General features: G+C 36.0%; 20 protein-coding genes and 3 tRNA genes. 7 read left to right on the plus strand and 16 right to left on the minus strand.

Annotation, left to right across the window (positions count from 1 at the left end; genetic code table 11):
• Window positions 1-34: 34 nt before the first annotated feature.
• Genes GYM76_RS06715 through GYM76_RS06725 form a run of 3 tightly spaced genes read right to left on the minus strand, consistent with a single transcriptional unit; the run spans window position 35 to window position 3403 of the window.
• Window positions 35-292 (minus strand): DUF1145 domain-containing protein, encoded by a 258-nt coding sequence (locus GYM76_RS06715; protein WP_065563094.1) that lies wholly within the window; start codon window positions 290-292, stop codon window positions 35-37.
• On the minus strand, window positions 292-849 hold the full coding sequence (rsmD, locus tag GYM76_RS06720) for a 16S rRNA (guanine(966)-N(2))-methyltransferase RsmD (RefSeq protein ID WP_220224981.1): 558 nt from the start codon (window positions 847-849) through the stop codon (window positions 292-294). The genes GYM76_RS06715 and rsmD overlap by 1 nt, the downstream gene beginning before the upstream one ends.
• Window positions 850-862: 13 nt before the next feature.
• Window positions 863-3403, minus strand: coding sequence for a penicillin-binding protein 1A (locus GYM76_RS06725; RefSeq protein WP_220224982.1), 2541 nt, complete (start codon window positions 3401-3403; stop codon window positions 863-865).
• Between the two features lie 450 nt (window positions 3404-3853).
• Between GYM76_RS06725 and GYM76_RS06730 the strand changes: the two genes are divergently transcribed.
• A complete protein-coding gene (locus GYM76_RS06730) occupies window positions 3854-4261 on the plus strand; it encodes a protein YgfX (protein WP_220224983.1) in 408 nt (135 codons plus the stop codon).
• A 28-nt stretch (window positions 4262-4289) separates the two neighbouring features.
• On the opposite strand, the gene tusA is transcribed toward GYM76_RS06730, so the two are convergent.
• The 6 genes from tusA to GYM76_RS06760 all read right to left on the minus strand — a co-directional run bounded on the left by tusA (window position 4290) and on the right by GYM76_RS06760 (window position 8419).
• Window positions 4290-4520, minus strand: coding sequence for a sulfurtransferase TusA (gene tusA, locus GYM76_RS06735; RefSeq protein ID WP_065563097.1), 231 nt, complete (start codon window positions 4518-4520; stop codon window positions 4290-4292).
• 10 nt (window positions 4521-4530) lie between these two features.
• Window positions 4531-5337, minus strand: a complete 807-nt coding sequence (locus GYM76_RS06740) for a Cof-type HAD-IIB family hydrolase (RefSeq protein WP_065734362.1) — start codon at window positions 5335-5337, stop codon at window positions 4531-4533.
• A 116-nt stretch (window positions 5338-5453) separates the two neighbouring features.
• Window positions 5454-6758, minus strand: coding sequence for a secretin N-terminal domain-containing protein (locus tag GYM76_RS06745; RefSeq protein WP_220224984.1), 1305 nt, complete (start codon window positions 6756-6758; stop codon window positions 5454-5456).
• Window positions 6759-6787: 29 nt separating this feature from the next.
• Window positions 6788-7141: a hypothetical protein gene (locus GYM76_RS06750; protein WP_220224985.1), complete on the minus strand. Its 354-nt coding sequence runs from the start codon at window positions 7139-7141 to the stop codon at window positions 6788-6790.
• On the minus strand, window positions 7141-7611 hold the full coding sequence (locus tag GYM76_RS06755; protein ID WP_220224986.1) for a hypothetical protein: 471 nt from the start codon (window positions 7609-7611) through the stop codon (window positions 7141-7143). The genes GYM76_RS06750 and GYM76_RS06755 overlap by 1 nt, the downstream gene beginning before the upstream one ends.
• Entirely contained in the window at window positions 7604-8419 is an 816-nt protein-coding gene (locus tag GYM76_RS06760) for a PilN domain-containing protein (RefSeq protein ID WP_220224987.1), read from the minus strand. Before GYM76_RS06760 ends, GYM76_RS06755 begins: the two co-directional genes overlap by 8 nt.
• 278 nt (window positions 8420-8697) lie before the next feature.
• Between GYM76_RS06760 and GYM76_RS06765 the strand changes: the two genes are divergently transcribed.
• From GYM76_RS06765 to GYM76_RS06775, 3 genes are all read left to right on the plus strand, one after another.
• Window positions 8698-8773, plus strand: a tRNA-Val gene (locus GYM76_RS06765).
• Window positions 8774-8806: 33 nt separating this feature from the next.
• Window positions 8807-8882 (plus strand) — tRNA-Val (locus tag GYM76_RS06770).
• A gap of 17 nt (window positions 8883-8899) precedes the next feature.
• Window positions 8900-8975: transfer RNA gene (locus GYM76_RS06775), tRNA-Lys, on the plus strand.
• A 225-nt stretch (window positions 8976-9200) separates the two neighbouring features.
• Here GYM76_RS06775 and GYM76_RS06780 read toward each other — a convergent pair.
• Window positions 9201-9353, minus strand: a complete 153-nt coding sequence (locus GYM76_RS06780) for a hypothetical protein (protein ID WP_220224988.1) — start codon at window positions 9351-9353, stop codon at window positions 9201-9203.
• Window positions 9354-9439: 86 nt separating this feature from the next.
• Window positions 9440-10063, minus strand: a complete 624-nt coding sequence (locus tag GYM76_RS06785; RefSeq protein ID WP_370632620.1) for a LysE/ArgO family amino acid transporter — start codon at window positions 10061-10063, stop codon at window positions 9440-9442.
• A 146-nt stretch (window positions 10064-10209) separates the two neighbouring features.
• On the opposite strand from GYM76_RS06785, the gene GYM76_RS06790 reads away from it, so the two are divergent.
• Window positions 10210-11010, plus strand: a complete 801-nt coding sequence (locus GYM76_RS06790) for a sulfite exporter TauE/SafE family protein (RefSeq protein ID WP_220224990.1) — start codon at window positions 10210-10212, stop codon at window positions 11008-11010.
• A gap of 194 nt (window positions 11011-11204) precedes the next feature.
• Here GYM76_RS06790 and GYM76_RS06795 read toward each other — a convergent pair whose 3' ends face one another.
• From GYM76_RS06795 to GYM76_RS06815, 5 genes are all read right to left on the minus strand, one after another.
• Window positions 11205-12707: a hypothetical protein gene (locus tag GYM76_RS06795; RefSeq protein WP_220224991.1), complete on the minus strand. Its 1503-nt coding sequence runs from the start codon at window positions 12705-12707 to the stop codon at window positions 11205-11207.
• A 271-nt stretch (window positions 12708-12978) separates the two neighbouring features.
• On the minus strand, window positions 12979-14487 hold the full coding sequence (locus tag GYM76_RS06800; protein ID WP_220224992.1) for a hypothetical protein: 1509 nt from the start codon (window positions 14485-14487) through the stop codon (window positions 12979-12981).
• Between the two features lie 65 nt (window positions 14488-14552).
• Window positions 14553-15881 carry a hypothetical protein gene (locus GYM76_RS06805; RefSeq protein ID WP_220224993.1) on the minus strand — a complete coding sequence of 443 codons (1329 nt, stop codon included), beginning with the start codon at window positions 15879-15881 and terminating at the stop codon, window positions 14553-14555.
• 741 nt (window positions 15882-16622) lie between these two features.
• The gene (gene mltB, locus GYM76_RS06810) at window positions 16623-17696 is read right to left on the minus strand and encodes a lytic murein transglycosylase B (RefSeq protein ID WP_220224994.1); all 1074 of its coding nucleotides are present in this window, start codon (window positions 17694-17696) and stop codon (window positions 16623-16625) included.
• A gap of 54 nt (window positions 17697-17750) precedes the next feature.
• On the minus strand, window positions 17751-18752 hold the full coding sequence (locus GYM76_RS06815) for a 2-hydroxyacid dehydrogenase (protein WP_065562123.1): 1002 nt from the start codon (window positions 18750-18752) through the stop codon (window positions 17751-17753).
• Between the two features lie 236 nt (window positions 18753-18988).
• Between GYM76_RS06815 and GYM76_RS06820 the strand changes: the two genes are divergently transcribed.
• Both GYM76_RS06820 and GYM76_RS06825 read left to right on the plus strand, forming a co-directional pair.
• Window positions 18989-20254, plus strand: coding sequence for an AmpG family muropeptide MFS transporter (locus GYM76_RS06820; protein ID WP_220224995.1), 1266 nt, complete (start codon window positions 18989-18991; stop codon window positions 20252-20254).
• Between the two features lie 8 nt (window positions 20255-20262).
• Window positions 20263-20916, plus strand: a complete 654-nt coding sequence (locus tag GYM76_RS06825; RefSeq protein ID WP_220224996.1) for an NAD(P)H-dependent oxidoreductase — start codon at window positions 20263-20265, stop codon at window positions 20914-20916.
• Window positions 20917-20948: the final 32 nt, after the last annotated feature.

Here is a 20948-nt window from a genome sequence, read left to right on the forward strand (position 1 = left end):
AAAAATATTTATATCTGACAACCTATTTTATTCTTTATTTTTTGTTTTTCCAGCTAAGTGCTTCAAAAACACCAAAAATAAAAAATCTAAGTGCTTTAAATTTATCCTGTTCTTTTTCTTGATTAACCATTGTTGATTGTAATATCCATGCTTGTAATCCATGAATAAGTGTAAAAGCAACCAATCCTATATAAGCGAGAATATTTGCTGGTTTAGGAAACGGATGAACAAGATTAAATAATAAAAATAACCATATAAATAAATAGACTAGTTTACCTAAAAGTATGAACATTATCTTTCTTCTCGTATAAATAAATAGCTATGAACTTGCCCTGCTGTCTTCTCTCGATGCAAATACCAATTTGATGGAATATTAAAAACATGCCCCAGCTCAGATTCGATATAAATATAAGCAGATGGGCTTAGCCAATGGTTATTCTCAAGAAGCCCTAGTGTTTTCTCGATTAAAGAATAATGAAAAGGCGGATCGATAAATACAATATCAAATTGTCTTTGGGCTGGTCTATCAAGCCATTGAAAAGTATCTGTCGAATAAATTTCGACATTATCACATGCAATCAACTGCTTATTTTTCTTAAGCTGATTGGCAACTTGTTTATCTTTCTCTAATAATGTGACATTTTGAGCACCGCGTGATGCGGCTTCAAAACCTAATGATCCACTACCAGAAAAACAATCCAAACAAACACTATTTTGTATAACTGGCATTAGCCAGTTATACAAAGTCTCTTTTACTCTATCTGTGGTTGGTCGCAAGCCTTGTTTATCAAGTACTGACAACTTTCTTCCGCGCCATTTTCCACCAATAATTCTTATAGAACCATTCATATAAAAACCTTACTTAGAATAGTTCTTGCGTATTACCTTGTGAATCCTTCACGCTGGTACCAACTTCTTGCGATCCATAGGTAGTTGGCTCGGTTCCCTTGATAAAGTATTCTGACATCGTTCTCGCTCCAGAACCTGGTAACATACCGGTTCGCTGATCGATAGTAACAGAAATAACATTATCCGGTTTTACATCTTGTTTTTCAGGTACATCTTTAAGAGCAACTTTCATATAGTCAACCCAAATAGGATTAGCGGTAACTGCACCGGCTTCAGCGCGGAAAGTTCGACCTAAAGCACGTCGGTGGTCATCAAATCCCATCCAGACCGAGGTAACAATGTTACCACCGAATCCAGAAAACCAAACGTCTTTCGATTGGTTAGTTGTACCCGTTTTACCACCAACATCCTTACGACCTAATGCTTTTACACGCCAAGCAGTACCTTGCCAATCCGAACCGCCAAAAACAATTGTTCTTAGTCCATCTTTCATAATATATGCAATACCACTATCAACGGTGTGTGGTGCATATTTAGGTGTAACATCAGTGGTTTTATTGTCTTTATTAATATTAGGTAAGATTAAATTATCTTCTGTTTTAAGATTTGCCTCTTCAGGCTCTTCACTACCCGTCTCATTTGATTCGTTTTCAACGTTATCTAACGATACTGAAACAGAATCAAATTTTACCACTTCATCTTTACAGTTATGACAAGCAATCAATGGTTGATGCTGATAAATTACGCCACTATCATTGTCATATTCAATTTTTTCGATCAAGTAAGGCGTAATTAAATACCCACCATTAACAATAACGGAATAAGCACGTGCAACCTGCAATGGCGTAAATGAAGCTGAACCTAAAGCAAGTGATTCATTATGTGAAATATTCTCTTTTGGGAATCCAAAACGTTCTAAATACGTGGCAGCATAATCGATACCGATTGCGCGTAATGCACGTACCATCATCACATTTTTAGACATCCCTAAACCAATTCGCATTCTTAATGGACCAGCATAAGTAGGCGGTGAATTTTTTGGACGCCAAGTCACACTACCTGTTGTACGAACGATCGGCGCATCATTAAGTAGCGTCGCCATCGTTAGCCCTTTCTCTAACGTAGCCGTATACACAAATGGTTTTATATTAGAACCTAGTTGACGTAAAGCTTGTGTTGCACGATTAAATTTACTTAAATTGAAATCATAACCACCAACAATCGCCTTAATTGCACCATTATCAGAATCCAGAGAAACCAGTGCAGCGTTAACTGCTGGAATTTGCGCTAATGCCCAATTCTCACCAGATTTTTTAACCCAAATCAGCTGACCTGGTTTTAAAGTATCATTAACCTTTCTCGGCGAGGCACCTTGTTGATTATCACTGATAAATTTTCGCGCCCATTTCATATCTTGAAAGGCAATAGTAATATTACTTTTATCGGATAATACTGCTTTTGCTTCCTTATCAGATGATTCTAGAACCACGGCTGGGCACATCCCGCTATAGCAAATATATTTATGTAAAGCTTCTTGAATTTTCTCGTCACTCAGTGCCGGTTCATTATTTTGCCATAACACTTTTTCAGGCCCACGATAGCCATGTCGCATGTCATAATCAATAATATGCTTTTGTATTGATTCTGTTGCTGCCACCTGATCTGTCTTAGATATGGTGGTATAAACTTTATAACCATCGGTATAAGCGTTCTCACCAAATTTATCGAACATAAACTGTCTTGCCATTTCAGCAACATATGGCGCAGAAAATTCAATTTTTGGCGTATGATAACTTGCATTTAAAGGCTTCTTAGTCGCTTCATCATATTGCGCTTGAGTAATATAATTTTGATCAAGCATACGACCTAAAACCCAATTACGTCTTGTTAATGCTTTTTCTGGGTGGGAAATTGGATTATAGGCAGAAGGCGCATTGGGTAGACCAGCTAGTAGTGCCGCTTCATCGATAGTCAACTGATCTGGCGTTTTACCAAAGAAAGTATATGAAGCAGCAGCCACACCATAAGCACGCGAACCAAAGTTGATCATATTAAGATATAACGCCATTATCTCGTCTTTAGATAATTCTCGCTCCATACGAATTGCAATAATCATCTCTTTTACTTTACGAGAAATACTTTTTTCTGGTGTTAAAAAGAAGTTTTTCGCCACTTGTTGAGTGATAGTACTACCACCTTGTGAAAAGCTCTTATCCTTCAACCCGATATACATAGCACGCACAATACCGATAGGATCAATCCCAAAATGCTCATGGAAACGTGCATCTTCGGTAGCTATAACAGCATTAACGACAATCGGTGGGATTTCATCATATTTTAGAGGAATTCGGCGACGTTCACCAAAAATAGCGATTAGTTCACCATCTTTACTTAATACTTGCATTGGGGTTTGCAAGCGAACATCTTTTAAAGTCGCTACATCAGGCAGATCTTTAGAATAATAACTGTAGCCAGCGATACCTATCACTAAGCCACAAAGTACTAAACCGATTATAAGTTTAAGGCAAAATTTTAATATTTTTAATATTATCACAAATCATTCCTATCCAATTGATTTTAAATCAAAGAAAGATAATAAAACTGTATTAATTGATCTCAATCCATTTTAGCCGATGAGTATACTACTTACTCGAAAAGACTCAAAATAAAAAGCGACGCTAACCCATGCTTAAAAAATTGTTTAAATCCATTAAACAATTATTAACATATTAAATTAAAAAAAGAAATTTACCTTTAATATATTTTCACTTTCATATTCCATTACTTATTAGTTTATAACTTAATTTTTTTAGCAGAACTTAATAGATCAGATATTAAATACTACATAGGTTTGCTACAGGTTAAACAACTAATTGATAGGTTCTCAAAAGTTAGTAAATTTTCAAATTATTTTGTGTATTATCTCACAATATTTTTATATTTTTAAATAAAACTGATAAAACGAATAGATAATTGTGATTTTATCAATTTAAACAAGATTAATATGTGGAGCACAAAACTTACCCCTTCGTTATTACAATTTTTGAGTGCAACCTGCTTTTATCTTATTTTGATTATTTTTTGCTTATTGCAATTAGCGCATACTTCATTAAATAGTTATACTTTTATTTTAATATTAATCTTAATAATCGAATGGTGGCGTAGTATTTGCTATTTCAAAACTATAAAAGGTGAATTTGCGCTATTTGAATATATACACCAAATTTATTGGTACAAACAGCGTTGGTATTTAACGCGAAAACCACTACTACTTCGTTACATAATCATTATTAATTTAAAATCACGGCGAAATGGTAAAAGAAGAACTCTTTTTTTAATGATTGATAACCTTGCGCCTAATGACTGGCGCACACTTCGTTATCATTTCAAAAAAATTGATTTATCAAAATAGGTAATAAAAAATAGCTTAACACACTATATTAATGAGATTTTTTAATCCAATATTCAAATGGTATGGATTCAACTTGTGAGTTAACTAATTGGTGATCCATATGCCGGCAAAAGCTGGGGATATCACGCGTTGTGGCCAAATCATCAGCAACAACGTGCAGTATTTGACCAACAGCTAATTCCCTAATCGCTTTACGCACTAGCATAATCGGCTCAGGACAACGCAAACCTAATGTATTTAATTCTTTATCAATAATCATAATTAATAGATTAAAGTAAAAGATTAGCTAAATAATGGGGAACAGCATCATCAGCATTAGATCCAATAACTTCCAACTCAGGAAGCAGTGCTTTAAGTTCAGGACTCGCATCTTGCATAATACAGCCCTTACCTGCCATTTTTAACATCTCGTAATCATTCATACCATCACCAAAAGCGATGCTGTCTTTAAGTTGATAGCCCAAGCTTTCAACCACTAACTTTAATGCACTGCCTTTAGTCACATTTTCCGCCATAACTTCAAGACAGTTTGGCGTTGAAAACGCGATGCTAACTTTATTACCATATTGCTTTTCAATTTTGTCCTTCAACTCCACCAAATAATGGTTATGGCTAATATCAGAGGTGGTAAAATAAATTTTGGCAATATCATCAGTCTCAAAATTAGTTGGATCAAAAAATTGATATTTAAATTTTGTATCAACAAAAAAGCTAAGCGAATAGGCATCAGGTTTATTAATTAGCCAATCATCGCCACGGTAAACATGGGTATAAATATATGGACTGTCTTTACAAATTACCGCCAACTCTTTAGCTAAATTAGGATCAAAACTACGGCTAAATACTAAATTACCATTACTATCGTGAACTCTTGCCCCATTTGATGTAATCATAAAAGCATCGATTTCCATATTTTCACGCATTTGAGTAACATCAATATGGTGTCGGCCTGTCGCAAAAGCAAAATGAATACCCATTTCCCGTAATGCCTGAAGAATTTTTTTTGTAAACGGCGATAAACTATGTTCGGTATTTAACAAAGTACCATCTAGATCAGAAGCAACAAAATGAAACATGATATTCTCAACTTTTATAATAATTGGTGATTAGAATAACGACACTTTGCAGAGAATCAACTAACTCAATACAAAGTCATAAATTATGGTAGAGTATGATACAACTCCATCGCTATTTACTCAACTAATTGCGGAGTAATAAAAATCACTAATTCCCTTTTTTGATTTTTTTTAGCATTATATTTAAAGGCATTCCCAATAATTGGCACTTGAGCAAGACCAGGTACTTTCTTTTTCCCATTACTATTAACTTGCTGAAAAATTCCACCCAAAACCACGGTTTCACCATCTTTAACTTTCACTTGAGTTTTAATTTCTTGCGTTTCAATGGCTAAAGCTTCTCCCCCATCACGGCGCTTAATCGAACGACCCGTAGTATTTTGTGTGATATATAAATCCAAAATCATTTGTTTATCAGCAACAATTTTAGGCGTAACTTTTAAACCTAATACCGCTTGTTTAAATTCAATGGATGTCGAACCATTCCCCCCCGTTGACACTTCGTACGGAATCTCTGTTCCCTGCTTAATCGATGCCATATTTTGATTTGCAGTTAATAAATTCGGACTAGCAATAATTTCTAACTGATTTTCTGATTCTAATGCTGAAAGTTCCAAATTCAACAAACTACCAGAAAGTTTAGCTAAATTAAAACCCGCAGAAGAAGAAGGATTAACGACCCCAAGGTCAACATCCAGCTGATTAAAAAATTGTGAAGATTTACCCAAATATCCCCATTTAATCCCTAACTCCTCCATACTCTCATCGCTCATAGTGACAATATGGGCCGAGATATGGACTTGTGGAATGGGTTGATCCAAAGCCTTAACTAACTTCTTAATATCCGCAAATTGTTTGGTCATATCAGTAATAAGCACTGAATTGGTTCGCTTATCAACTATCGCCTTACCGCGTTCAGATAATAATCCTTGTTGCTGGATGGTTTCTACTAAATTATTAGGATCGCCATGTTTAATCGGAATGGTTAACAAAGTTAACGGCTGATTTAATTCCTGTTCCTTCTGCTCTAATAACTCTCTTTGCGCAAGCACCTCCGGCTCAATAGATTTTGAGACAAACAAAATGTTGTCTTCAATTTCGGCCTGTAAATTTGCTGAATTTAACACCACCTTTAAAGCTTTTTGCCAATCAACATTCTTAAGTTTGATGGTTTGTTTAGTTGATATATCATCTATTATCACTAAATTCATCTGCTTATTATCAGCCAGCGCTTGCAAAATAATTGCGACATCCGTTTGATAAAAATTCATTGAAATAAGATCATTTGATTCTTTCTTTGCTGAAATGGAAGGCTCAGCCAAACATGGAATTGATAAAAGCATAAGCAAAATCGTCAATTGCCTTAAATTCTTTGCTAATTGACTAACTAATTGACTAAATAGTTGGCTAGCTTGATTCATTAATTACCACCTCAAATATCGATCTCATCTTATTTAGTTAACGGCATTGTCCAAAGCACTTTATCGTTACAATACTCTGGTAAACTTGCTTGCCATAAAATTTTATCGCTTAACACAGCTTCAATTTCCCAAGGAAACAAAACATGAGGAACATTATTATCAGTAATAGCTAACCAATCATTATCTGACGAAAGCCATAATTGCTGATAATTAACGCGTTGAATAGATCCTCTAAATTGCCAAGCCTGAATCTGCATATTTAAAAGATCGATTTGTTCTTGGCAACCTAGCTCAATCTTTTGCAAAAAAGGATCGCGATGACCATCAGCATTCACTATGAAACAACACATCATCAATGCAAAAACAAATAAATAGCGACTCATTACATATCCTTCTTAAACAACAAACTAAATCTAATCCGCAAATAATTATCTTGCTTACCGATTGATAACTGTTGAAAGTTCAAATAGTAGAAATTTTCGTTAAAATCGCCAATAAATTTCATAAAATCAAAAAATTGCCCATTTAATTCAACATCCCAATAAGTTGCTGAATCATTTTGTTCCAGTTTGAACGACATCAACTTCAAATGATGACGATCAATAGCGTTAGCAAGTTCATGCTCGGTTATCAAAGTTAGCGAACTATTTTTAGCAGCATGATAACGTTCAATTCTTGCTTGAAGCATTTCAATTTCAACTTGCTTTTCTTGATACAACGCCATTTGCTGATCAGCTTGTTGCTTTAAGTCCTGAATAAAAAATTGATAACCAATAAAAAACAGTGTTAACGGTAATAAAATACAAACTAAGTATTGTTGCCAAATCGGCCTCTCTAGAAAGTCGTTATTCATTCAACTCAATATCCATTTGAAAAAACAAACTATCCTGACTTTTCTCGATATTTTTTACCTGACTTTTCGTCACATTTGCAGAAAGTTGCTGATTAAAATTGATAATATCCACATAATTGACACTACGACCGGTAATTTTAATTTTTTCAGGCTCATATTCGTACAGATTTAACCAAATCGTTGCTGGTAGTTTGTTAGAAAGCATTTGTAGCGACTGTTGGATCTGTTTTTGACTTGGTGAAGGATTAGGAATATAAGATTCAGCCAACAACTCTTGTTGCAACACTTGTTGAGCAGATAATTGTTGAGAATAGTGTTCGATATCTGACTGCGTGTTCATCAAAAGATAAAAAAAATAACAGGTCAACCCCCCGATAAAATTAATAACAAAAAGAAGTAACTTGAATTGGTGCTGTTTTGCCTTTTGTTTTCGCCATGGTAGAAAGTTAAATGAACTATTTTCAAAATGACTACCAACGAATGTTACTCCATATTTTTGGAACAAATCTAACCAGCCATTAACCGTTTTACGCTCACAAATAGCAATCATTAATGTTTTAGGTGAAATGGATACATAATCAAAAAAAAGCTGATTGCCAGATTGTTGGAAAAGTTTATATAGGGATGCTTCAACATAACTAGTCAATTCGCTTACCGTCAGTTTAACATCGGGATAAGTGGTTTTTTGATACTGTACAAAATCATCACTTAAATTTAATTCAATTGACGTTAATCTTGGTAGTTTTAGATTATGCATAAACTGATCGATATCAGCCAAATCTTGATAAACGATAAAATCCTTATTCACCTTCCCGCTTGATTCGACTAACTGATAGTGCAGTTTTGTGGGTTCGATAAAAATTACTACGCGACTTTTATTAAAAACCATCATACTAAATAGATTGAAAAACAATATCGCCCAATCTTAATCACAATTATCTAGATTCAAACCTACAAAATCCATTTTTGCGAAGTATCATCCAAAAAATGACTAAAATTACACCGAACAGGGCTAAATTTTAGGAAAAGTAAAAAAAAAGGTTGACTGAAATAAGACACGCCTTATAATGCACATCCACACGGTAAGGGTGATTAGCTCAGTTGGGAGAGCACCTCCCTTACAAGGAGGGGGTCACTGGTTCGAACCCGGTATCACCCACCAATTCTTACCGTGAAGTTTTCGAAAGAAACATTGGGGTGATTAGCTCAGTTGGGAGAGCACCTCCCTTACAAGGAGGGGGTCACTGGTTCGAACCCGGTATCACCCACCACTTACTACTTATTTTATGGGTTGTTAGCTCAGTCGGTAGAGCAGCGGACTTTTAATCCGTTTGTCGAGCGTTCGAATCGCTCACGACCCACCATTTTTTCTCTCTTGTCAAAACATCATTAATTAAACGCATCATTCAATATATTTATTATTTACCTCAAAAAATTTCGCTGAAGCGTCCCTTCAAAAGAAAAATAAAAGAAATAAGTGAGAACTGTTGATTAAAGATAAAATTAATAGAGAAAATGATTTAACGCAAAACAGCTATTGCCTTTAGGCAATAGCATTAAATAAAACGACATATAAAAGGTCCAAACGACTAACGGGTTACTCCATAACCTAACGGATAGAGCGCCTTCATATCGTTTGGTAAATCAGAAGATTGTTTGATAACACTATCCATTGAATCTGGTAATGCAATTGGCAATTTAGCATTATAAGGTTTGCTATCAAATAAACGTTTAAATAGCACCTCATCTTTTAATACCAAAATTTGCAACGATAGCAATGAGAAAAAACGAACAGATTAATAGAAAATGTAACGCCAAAAACGTCACATTATTGACCACAAATCACATAAACAATAAGTCGATAAGCAATATAAAACATCACCAGCCCAACAACCGAATCCAATATAACCCACATCCTTTTTTGCCTAAATAGAGGCGTAAGCAACCTAGCGCCATACCCAATACCAAAAAACCAAATAAATGACACACAAACTGCACCAATTAAAAACGCCCATTTTTGCTCAGTAGAAAACGTACCGGCAATCCCACCAACTATTACCACTGTATCCAAATAAACATGAGGATTAAGTAAAGTCACCGCAATTGTCGACAAAATCACTTTTGTTAAAGAACTCTTTCGTTGCTCGGCAGAATCAACCTGCATACTGCTATCACCTATCACTGCGCTTTTAAATGCATTAAATCCATACCAAAGCAAAAACAATGCACCAAAGATGGCTAATGAATTAGTAATTATAGGATAACGACTAATAAAAGCCCCCACGCCCCATATACCAATAGTCATCAAAGCGAAATCACAAAAAAAACAGATGGCAGCAACAAAAAAGATATGATTTTTTAACAACCCTTGCTTAAGCACAAACAAATTTTGCGCGCCAATAGCAATAATTAAACTCGCTGAAATCATCGCGCCACGTAAAATATCGGTCAGCATTAAACCTAAAATCCTTAATCAACGAAAAGTAAGCATTATACAAAAACAATAAAGAATTTTGTATCAAAACCAAGAATTATTACGCACTTATAAAAAACAGTTATAATTATCCTCCTGAATAAAAAAATAAAAAAGTACAAGAAATGGTTGTCGAATTTATAATCTTCTTAATGATAGGCGCATTTGCGGGATTGCTAGCAGGTATATTTGGCGTGGGTGGTGGATCGTTAATTGTACCTGCATTAATTATAGTACTTAATCACTTTAATCATGGTGGAGAATGGATAAACCACATCGCCGTCGCCTCATCGCTTGCCACAATTATTGGCACCAGCTTATCATCAAGTTGGGTTCAGAATAAAAATCATAATATCCAATGGTCGATTCTAAAAAAGATGGTGTTAGGATGCATGATTGGCACGATGGGCGGATCGTATATGACACCTTATATTCCCGGTGTTTGGTTAAAATGGATTTTTATCGTTTTTCTTATCTACACCGGAAGTAAATTTATTCTCAAAAGCACCAATGTCGCCCAAAATCGAAACGCTGTATCATTTCATGACACGATTTATATCATTATTGGTGGACTAATTGGCGTGTTTGCAGCCCTAGTTGGTGTCGGTGGGGGTGTATTGGTGGTTCCTTTCTTAAAAAAATGCGGGGTAGATATACGTAAAGCGATTGGCACCTCTGCAGCATTTACCTTACCGGTAGCGCTTGGCGGAACGATTGGCTACATTATTGCAGGATGGAATATTGAAGAATTACCAGAATATAGTTTAGGCTTTGTCTATCTACCAGCAGTAATATCCATTATGATCACCAGTATCCCCATGGCAAAAATGGGTGTTCAAATTGCACAACGATTATCGATAAATAAATTGATAAAATACTTTGGTATCTTTTTATTGCTAATAGCTATAAAGCTTATAATTTCGTGATTTGAAGCTTCAAAAACCCCGCTCCTCAACTTTTTTTAAAAATAAGGCAAAAATAAACCCGCCTAAGCGGGTGATTCAAGCGTCGATAAGCCACAAAATCCTTTTTATCGCGTTGGTTGTGACTTCAAGTCTGCTATCAATTAATAACCTTTTTTCTATTCCAATTCCCTTAAAAATTAGGATGTAAAAAATAGTTAAGGTACAACACAAAGCATACCAGCTTTTGTATCATATAATCGCGCCACTTTTGCAAGACCTGTGCCTAAATGCACTACAATCGAATTGCTACCTAACTTATTACGAGTCACATACCAATCGTTGTAGAAATTGGCTCCAGAGTATAGGTACACAGTGCCCCACTCTGACAAGAGCCCTGCACCAATTCGTCGCTGAAAATGATTACCTGATGATGATGGGGTAGCACCTAAGCCATCAAAATTTGCATTAGTTAAATCCCTTACCGTCACAACTTTATAACCTCCTATTTTTTTACACAACGCACTTAATTCATCCAGTTTATTAACCCCATCACCGTTATTAACAAACCACTTATTTAACACAAAACCATACTTAACAACTTCGTTACCTCGACTGTCACGACCAATTAACTCGAAGGTCTGGGGTAGAGTCGGCTTAGCTATACGATTAGGATTCTTAGAATGCCATTGAGATGGCGGAATTACTGGACCGGTTAATGTAACGCGTAGAGTGGTATTGTTTAAATAGTACATATTCGCGGTTATACCCTCTCGTGAAACAGGCGCCCATGACAGCGGACCCACACCACCAATATCCAAATCAAAGTACAAACCATGAGCACCCGTTGTAGGAAAATTTAAGTTATAAGATGATGGGGATGTTGACTGAATCCGAAAACCTTTATTACTGTCCCACAACCAATCTGGACCATTGTACTCTCTTCTCTCATGAACAACATTTGGCTTAACAAAACAAATCGCTGGCGGTAAATTAGGTTTAACATAATATGTTACATTTCCAGCACCATAGAAACGGCTATTCGGAACACCATAACGTGAACTCAATGTACTGAATGTATTACTTAATACAATTCGGTAGGGCGCATTACAAATATCCAGTACAGTATAACGTGAAACAGGTTGGTCGTTTTTATCAAAAATAGATAAATTTAAACTGCCTGTCGCAGAAATATCACCATCACCATCATCATCGCCCCAATAATTATATGGCCAACCGATAACGGTACTGAGCGCAACTGAATTGGTATTAGTTGGCACAAACATACTGATATCTGCAAAACTTTGCCCTACTATCGGTAGCACTATTGGAAAATTTGATGAGCTATTCGTTGACGGGGTATATCTCATTCCATTTGATAAAGTTATCCCTAGCAAACCGTCGGTATTAGTTGCACGTGTGCGACCGCCATCAAATGTTAAATACGGAACATTACCATTAACAACATTTGATGTTTTAGATGTTAATGCATGGCCAGGAAAAGGATGAAAAGTAACCACTATTAACACTAAGAAGATTTGCCGGGATAATTTGGAACCACGAAAGAAGCATTGAAAAGCACTTCGCAATGAACAACGAAGCGTTCTTAAATTTTCGTGGATGAATAAACTGAAATTGAAAAATAAGCGTTGAATGCTTAAATTAAATGAATTTAAATGATAAATTGACCTGTTTTGTCCATGTTTGAAATTATAATGCATAACTGCCATCCTTGCTGATTAATATTTTGATTTATATATCGTTTTACTCTTAACTGTTAAGTTTTATTCGTTTATCTAAAACAACTTAAAATGAGTTGGTACTGTAAAAATACGGCTCATTAAAAATAAATCAGCCTCTATTTATGCACTCCACAACATCACTTTTTTGACATATTTTTCACTCTTTGAGTTAACTATCCTTTTAACGAGTTAATACTATTTTTACTATCTCTAACACCCGCTCACTAAATCAAAAGCGAAGGTTTAAGAACTAATCTGAAATGCAAAGACCTTTAATTTCATTTCCATCACGAGCAGGAAGAAGGGTTAAACTTCCTTGAGCCGCGTACACGGAAACATTGGCACTATCATAAACGTCACTAGTCCAATAAAAATTATTGCTGAAATTAGCTCCAGTGTAGTAGCTCATCATCCCCCACTCGCTAAAGAATCCTGCAGCAACTCGTCGCTGATAATAATCTCCTGATGATGGAGGTGAAGCACTAGCCACTATCACATCTGAACGAACAGCATTAGTTAAATCTCTGACAAGGGGAATTCGATAACCGAGACTATTACACCAAGAGACTGTATTAGAATAAGAGTAATTATCAGTGCCACGGTTGACAAACCACTTCCTTAATGTAAATTCATATTTGGCAACTTCGTTACCTCGACTGTCACGAGCTACTAACTTAAATTCTTGCGGCAAAACAGGTTTAGCAATACGCCCAGGGTTATCAGAATTCCATTGAGATGATGTTGCAACTGGACCTGTTAATCTAACAACAGCTTCATCAATTGATAAACCGCTTATAGTAGCCGTAATACCACTATGCGAAACAGGTGCCCAAGACAATACTTCACTACTACCTTCAATATTTAGTTTAAAGGACAAATTATTAGCGCCAGTTGTAGGAAAATTTATAGCATTGACTCTAGCTGTTCGAGTAAAAAAACCTTTTTTAGGATCCCATAAAGAAGCAGGACCAGCATATTTATTTGTACCATTTCTCAAGTTAGGAGTAACTAAACAAATCTCTGGCGTTCTCTTAGGAGTTATATAATATGTCACATTACTAGCATTAAAATTACGACTGCGAGGAACACCATAATTTGTAGCCAATGTACCGTCTGTATTGCTTAGTTCAACCTTATAAGGTGCGTTACATATCGTTAATATAGTTTTACGAGATATAGGATTATTGTTTTTATCAAAAATAGATAAACTTATATTACCGGCTGCTGTAATATCATCATCACCATCATCATCACCCCAATAATTATAAGGGGGTTTGATCAGCGTACTTAAAGTGATTGAATAAGTATTAGTTGGTACAAACATACTAATATCGGCAAAACTTTGACCCACAACTGGTAGCTCAATTGGCGTTGTTGATGAATTATTAATTGAAGGTGTGTATTTAACTCCATTAGACAAAGATATCCCGAGCAAACCATCAGCGTTTACAATACGTGTACGCCCAGCATCTAAGGTTAAAAATGGAGAGTTACCATAGATAACATTCGATGTTGTAGATGTTAACGCATGGCCAGGAAAAGGATGAAAAGTAACCACCATTAACACTAAAAAGATTTGCCGGGATAATTTGGAACCACGAAAGAAGCATTGAAAAGCACTTCGCAATGAGCGGCAAAACGTTCTTAAATTTTCGTGGATGAATAAACTGAAATGGAAAAATAAGCGTTGAATGCTTAAATTAAATGAATTTAAATGATAAATTGGCCTGTTTTGTCCATGTTTGAAATTATAATGCATAGTTGGCATCCTTGCTGATTAATATTCTGATTTATATATTTTTCTATGCTTACTCATTAACGTAACTAAGGTGAAACACAAATACCTGTGCCTCCAGCATTCGAATTAACAACCATGCCATCGACAGCGCTCACAACAAAAAATACAGATTGTTTACTACTATCATAGAGGTCACTAGTCCCGTACCAATGATTGATGAAATTAGCTCTGGCGTAAGTGGTCGTATCGCCCCATTCCGTAAACAGCCCGGCACCAATTCGACGCTGATAATGATTATTCAGAGACGGAGGCGTCGCACCAACTACCCCTTGACACAAATTGGGAGAAGAATCCGCACCCTGACAAGATGCATTTGTTAAATCTTCAACCTTAGGCATCCGATAACCAAGGCTATTACACCAAGATAATGTATTTGAATAATCGTAATAGCTGGTACCTCGATTGACGAACCACTGTTTTAACTCAAATCCATACTTAACGACTTCATTACCTTGACTGTCTCGTCCAATTAACTCGAAAATCTGAGGTAAACTAGGTATAGCAATACTACCAGGAGAGTTAGATGCCCATTGGGATGAACTGGCAACAGGACCGGTTAAGGTAACGCGCACGCTTGTACGTTTGGAATTGGTCATCGTCGCGGTAATACCACCATGCGAAACCGGTTCCCAGGACAATGCCTCATTAATACCACGAATATTTAAATCAAAGTACAGATTATTAGCACCTGTTGTAGGGAAATTTAAACCATAAGATGACGACTCAAAAGACTGAGGGAGGAAACCTTTATTAGGGTTCCATATCGAAGCTGGACCGGCATATTCATCAAAACCATCATCCAATTCAGGTTTTGCAAAGCAGACCACCGGTACCGCCTTAGGGCTTACATAATAAGTGACTTTACTTTCACTAAAAGTACGACTTTGAGGAACGCCATAGCGTGTGGTTAATGTGCCTTTTGTACTGCTTAATTTAACCTGATAAGGCGCATTACAAATCGTTAACACCGTGTCACGTGATACAGCTTGTTTGTTTCTATCCACGATAGATAAATGTAGACTACCCGTAGCTGTAATATCATCATCACCATCATCATCACCCCAATAATTATAAGGGGATTCAATGAGCTTACTCAATGTGATTGAATCAGTATTAGGTGGCACTAACATATTAATATCAGCAAAACTCTGACCTACATCAGGTAACTCTATTGGCGTTTTGGATGAAGTATTCGTTGATGGTGTATATTGCGTTCCATCTGATAAGGATATCCCTAGTAAATCGTCAGTGTTAACTACGCGTGTACGACCTCCATCGAAGGTTAAATACGGCGCACTGCCATGAATAATATTAGTTGTTTTAGAGGTTAATGCATGACTTGAAAAAGGGATCAAAAAAAACACCCCTAAAAAGATTGGCTGCGATAAATTAGATCGATAAAAGGATCGTTGAAATGATCCTAAAAAGGATCGCGCGAAAATTTTGGAAATTTCGCTGACTCTGGCGAAAAAATGAACTTTTGTAAAAAAAGAAGATTGAGTGCTTAACTTTAGCGAATTTAAATTAGAGGTTGGCCAAGTTGCCTGTTGCCTGTTGCCTGTTGAAAATTATAGAACATCTGCGACAATCCTGTCAAGTATATTTATGATTTATTTACTATTTTTCTAATTATTGTTTTAGCTATCCCGCTAAAATTATGTAAAAAGTATAGTGACTGAAAAAACCAGGTGCAATACTTTTTTTAATTTAGATCGTTAACTTTCGTAAAGATAATCATAAAAAAGCATGATTAAAAAATAACTAACCATTGTTTTAATTAAAAATATAGCATTTACAAAACTTTAATAATTATAATTATTGATCCTGAAAAATTTTATCTTAGCATTTAGAATTAATGATGTTGATCATTAAATAGTTCTGAAGTGGAATTTAGAAGATCAAAAACCCTGTTCCTCAACTTTTTTTACGATAAAATACTTAAAAATAAACCCTGCCCAGTTATGGGATAAGCTGTTTATGTTGAACTGTAAAGCGAGATTTAGCCCCCCAAAAACCCCGTTCCTCAACTTTTTAGATAGTTTATTAGGATTAATAAAAAAGGTCGCAACTGCGACCTTTTGCTTTTAAGGTTAATTTTATCTAGCTTGTTTAACGGCTAATCCCAATTGCCATACTGCCATTGCATAATGTGTGCTATGGTTGTAGCGGGTGATGACGTAGAAGTTAGGTAGTCCATACCAAAATTGGTAATTATCACCCATGTCTAAACGTAATAAGCTGACTTCTTTATGACCGTCGATTGAGCTTTTTGGTTTTAATCCTGCTTTAGCTAGATGTTCAATCGTATATTTGGTGCTAAAGCCTGTATCGAGTTCGATCGCTTGACCATCAGCAACCACTGCGACTTTTTTGTTTCGTTGCCAGCCGTGAGCTTTGAAATAGTTTGCTACACTGCCGATTGCATCAACCGGATCCCATAAGTCGGTATGACCGTCATGGTTGAAGTCGATAGCATGATTTCTAAAGGCTGATGGCATAAATTGTCCGTAGCCCATTGCTCCTGCAAATGATCCATTTAAATCAAACGGATCAACACCTTCATCACGACACATAATTAAGAAGTCTTCAAGTTCCTTAGCAAAGTATTGTGATCGTCTTGGGTAATAAAATGCTAGGGTTGATAATGCGTCGATAATTTTGGTTTTGCCCATTACTCTTCCCCACCCGGTTTCAACGCCTATAATTCCGACGATAATTTCAGGTGGTACACCGTACTCTTTGTAAGCACGTTGTAGATCTTTGTCATATTTATTCCAAAATTCGACACCTTTAGGTAAGTTACCTGGGGTGATGAATTTATTTTTATAACGAATCCATGCGCCATTAGGTACGTTTGACGTTCCTGATTTTGGCGCTTGTTTGTCCATTAAACCAATAACCCAATCAAGTTTGTTGGTTTGTTCTAAAACATTGCGAAGTTGTTGGCGATTAAAGCCATGTTTATTTACCATCATTGTGATGAATTTTTCTTTATCGACCGATAAAGGGGCACTATTGGCTTTTGGTTCTTCGTGTTGTTTTTCTAGATAAACGCCACCCTTTACATTCGAATGTCCTCGATGCTGCTGCATTGGCGATTTTGATGATACCCCACTCGAACAAGCAGTGAGCCATAAAACCATCATGACACAAATAACGATACGTTGCATAAATCATCCATATTCATTTAGTTAAAAAACGGCGACATATTAAATTATTTATTGTTATTTAACAATATTTTGACACTCTTTTCCTGCTGCTATTTGCGCTATATTATTTAAGGTTGTGTCAGAGATATTTAATAGTGCTTCTTGGGTTAAAAACGCTTGATGACCAGTAAAAATCACGTTATGGCAGGCTGATAATCGACGGAATACGTCATCTAATATGACATCATTAGATTTATCTTCGAAAAATAGGTCTCGTTCGTTTTCATAAACATCCATACCTAGTGCACCGATTTTGGTCTGTTTTAACGCTTCGATTGCAGCGGTTGCATCCAATAAACCACCTCGGCTTGTGTTGATAATCATCACACCATTTTTCATTTTGTTGAATGACTCTTTATTTAGTAGATGATAATTTTCAGGAGACATTGGGCAATGTAAGGTGATAACATCTGATTTGGCATAAAGTTCGTCTAATTGAACATATTGTGCACCTAATTCAACAGCAATATCATTTGGATAAGGATCATAAGCAAGGATATTCATGCCAAATCCTTTTAAGATGCGGATCACTGCTTGGCCAATTTTACCCGTTCCAATCACACCTGCTGTACGATTATGCATGTTAAAACCAGTTAAGCCGTCTAACGAGAAGTTAGCGTCGCGAGTACGTTGGTAAGCTTTGTGGGTTCTGCGGTTTAGTGTCATCATCAATGCAACAGCATGTTCAGCCACCGCTTCAGGAGAATAAGCTGGCACACGAACAACGGTGATCCCTAATTTTTTTGCTTCATCGAGATCAACATTATCAAAACCCGCACAGCGTAATGCTAAGATTTTAATACCATAATGGGCTAATTTTTGTAGAACTAATTTATCAACTTCGTCGTTAACAAATACACAAACAGCATCATAACCTTGTGCGGTGACAACCGTTTTATGGCTTAATTTATGCTCATAATATTCGATATCAAAACCAAAGTGTTTGTTGGCGATTTCGAGATGTTCTTTGTCGTAATGCTTACTGCTAAAAACAGCGACTTTGACTGTTTCTTTCATACTGCAATCCCCCTTATAGGCGTTTAATTAATGCATCTTTTAAGTTTTAGTGATGATTGAAACGCATTGTTTACTTGATATTTTTTTGGCGAATGTTGATTAAATGCTTACTTTTGAAAGTTGAGTTAAAAATTAACCTGTATAGTAAAACGCTTTATGTTAGCTTTAGCAATTATTTTTTTTATTAATATGCTATGATAGCACTTTGCTATATAACTGACCGATAATGTTAACTAATGAATAAAAAACAAGTTTCTCTTCTTAGGACTATCTTTTCCACTAAAATGCTTATTTGTATTTTTACTGGTTTGGCTTCCGGTCTTCCTTTTTATTTGTTAATTCAACTTTTACCTGCTTGGTTAACCAGTGAAGGGCTGAATATAAAAGCTATTGGTGCATTTTCATTAACTCAACTGCCCTATATTTTTAAATTTGTTTGGGCGCCATTTATGGACAATATTTCACTGTTTGGGATGGGGCGTCGACGGGGATGGATGTTTCTGTCGCAAATAATATTGCTCTTTTTTATTGCTATATTGGGGTGTTTTTCACCTACTCTGAATATTTGGATTATTGCTACACTCTGTTTCATTATTGCGCTGTTTTCAGCCACGCAAGATATCGCTTTAGATGCATTTCGCCAAGAAATTCTTTCTGATACTGAACTTGGATTAGGGAACAGTATTCATATTAACGTTTATCGTCTTGCCAGTTTGGTGCCCGGTTCATTATCGCTAATCTTATCTCATTTTTTACCTTGGAGTAGCGTTTTTATGGTCACGGCGCTATTTATGTTGCCCGTGATAATTATTACCTTGTTGATAAAAGAGCCAATTAATAAACCAATACCAAAATCCCATAATTTTGAAGATATTATTATCAATCCTTTTTTAGAATTTATTAAAAGAAAAGGCGTTAAATCCGCGATGATCATTTTGGCCTTTATATTTTTATATAAGTTAGGCGATAGCATGGCGACATCGTTAGCGACTACTTTTTATATGAAAATGGGATTCAGCCTACCTGACATTGGTTTGATCGCTAAAAATGCGCAATTATGGCCAGGGATATTAGGCGGGATTATGGGCGGCATTTTGATGATAAAAATAGGGATTAATCGGGCTTTATGGTACTTTGGTTTTGTTCAAGTCTTTTCTATTTTAGGTTTTGCCTGGTTATCAATTGAAGGCCCTTTTAATGATATTGGTGTCAGTGAAAAAATAATGTTAGCCATAGTGATCAGTGTTGAATCATTGGGGGTTGGTCTTGGTTCGGCAGCTTTTGTTGCTTTTATAGCCAAAACCACGAATCCATTATATACTGCAACACAGTTTGCGTTATTTAGCAGTATCGCTTCTATTCCTCGAACATTGATTAATTCAACAACAGGAATTATGGTTGAATATTTAGGATGGACCAACTTTTTTGGTTTATGTACGCTATTAGCAATACCCGGCATGGTGTTACTGTTGAAAGTGGCACCATGGAATAAGAAATCTTAGGAGACATTATGGACAAACTATCGTTAGCTTTGGAGTTTAGACATGCTTGTAAACGGTTTGATGAATCAAAAAAGATTAGTCATAGCGATGTTGAAATTATTTTAGACGCGGGTCGTTTATCGCCTTCTTCGTTTGGTTTTGAGCCTTGGCATTTTGTCGTTGTCGATAATGCAGATATCAAAGCTGAATTGCGTGCTGCTTGTTATGACCAAGAACAAGTTACTAGCTGTTCACATTTTGTGATTTTACTTTACCGTAAAGCGAATAATTTTACTTTGCAAAGTCCATATTTACGTCAAGCTATAGCAAGAACATTGCCAGATCAGAACGATCAAACGGCAATTGATAAAGCTAGCCAAGATTTTCTTAACTATATTGCTTATGGTTTACGAGAAGGTTTAAATGCTGATAGCTGGTCAGAAATGCAAGGTTATATTGCTGCTGCAAATATGATGACTACAGCGGCTTATCATGGCATAGATTCTTGTGCGCTTGGCGGATTCCAATATGATAAGGTGATTAATATTTTAGAAAAACATATTCCAACATTTAGTCGTGAGGTATTTGGTGTTGGGCTGTGTTTAGCGTTTGGTTATCGTATTGATGAGCAACCACCTCATATTCGTTGGTCACTTGAAGATGTCACCACTTTCTTATCTTAATTGCTATTAGTCTTATGTCGCCAACTGGCGGC

Origin of the sequence: Gilliamella sp. ESL0443 (genome assembly GCF_019469165.1) — a bacterium.
Classification (GTDB): domain Bacteria; phylum Pseudomonadota; class Gammaproteobacteria; order Enterobacterales; family Orbaceae; genus Gilliamella; species Gilliamella apicola_E.

Coding starts and splice junctions, on each gene's coding strand:
- GYM76_RS06790 (WP_220224990.1), top strand. CDS start 10,210: ATGGTTGTCGAATTTATAATCTTCTTAATGATAGGCGCATTTGCGGGA.
- GYM76_RS06820 (WP_220224995.1), top strand. CDS start 18,989: ATGAATAAAAAACAAGTTTCTCTTCTTAGGACTATCTTTTCCACTAAA.
- GYM76_RS06730 (WP_220224983.1), top strand. CDS start 3,854: ATGTGGAGCACAAAACTTACCCCTTCGTTATTACAATTTTTGAGTGCA.
- GYM76_RS06755 (WP_220224986.1), bottom strand. CDS start 7,611: ATGAATAACGACTTTCTAGAGAGGCCGATTTGGCAACAATACTTAGTT.
- GYM76_RS06825 (WP_220224996.1), top strand. CDS start 20,263: ATGGACAAACTATCGTTAGCTTTGGAGTTTAGACATGCTTGTAAACGG.
- GYM76_RS06800 (WP_220224992.1), bottom strand. CDS start 14,487: ATGCATTATAATTTCAAACATGGACAAAACAGGCCAATTTATCATTTA.
- GYM76_RS06715 (WP_065563094.1), bottom strand. CDS start 292: ATGTTCATACTTTTAGGTAAACTAGTCTATTTATTTATATGGTTATTT.
- rsmD (WP_220224981.1), bottom strand. CDS start 849: ATGAATGGTTCTATAAGAATTATTGGTGGAAAATGGCGCGGAAGAAAG.
- GYM76_RS06740 (WP_065734362.1), bottom strand. CDS start 5,337: ATGTTTCATTTTGTTGCTTCTGATCTAGATGGTACTTTGTTAAATACC.
- GYM76_RS06795 (WP_220224991.1), bottom strand. CDS start 12,707: ATGCATTATAATTTCAAACATGGACAAAACAGGTCAATTTATCATTTA.
- tusA (WP_065563097.1), bottom strand. CDS start 4,520: ATGATTATTGATAAAGAATTAAATACATTAGGTTTGCGTTGTCCTGAG.
- mltB (WP_220224994.1), bottom strand. CDS start 17,696: ATGCAACGTATCGTTATTTGTGTCATGATGGTTTTATGGCTCACTGCT.
- GYM76_RS06745 (WP_220224984.1), bottom strand. CDS start 6,758: ATGAATCAAGCTAGCCAACTATTTAGTCAATTAGTTAGTCAATTAGCA.
- GYM76_RS06815 (WP_065562123.1), bottom strand. CDS start 18,752: ATGAAAGAAACAGTCAAAGTCGCTGTTTTTAGCAGTAAGCATTACGAC.
- GYM76_RS06750 (WP_220224985.1), bottom strand. CDS start 7,141: ATGAGTCGCTATTTATTTGTTTTTGCATTGATGATGTGTTGTTTCATA.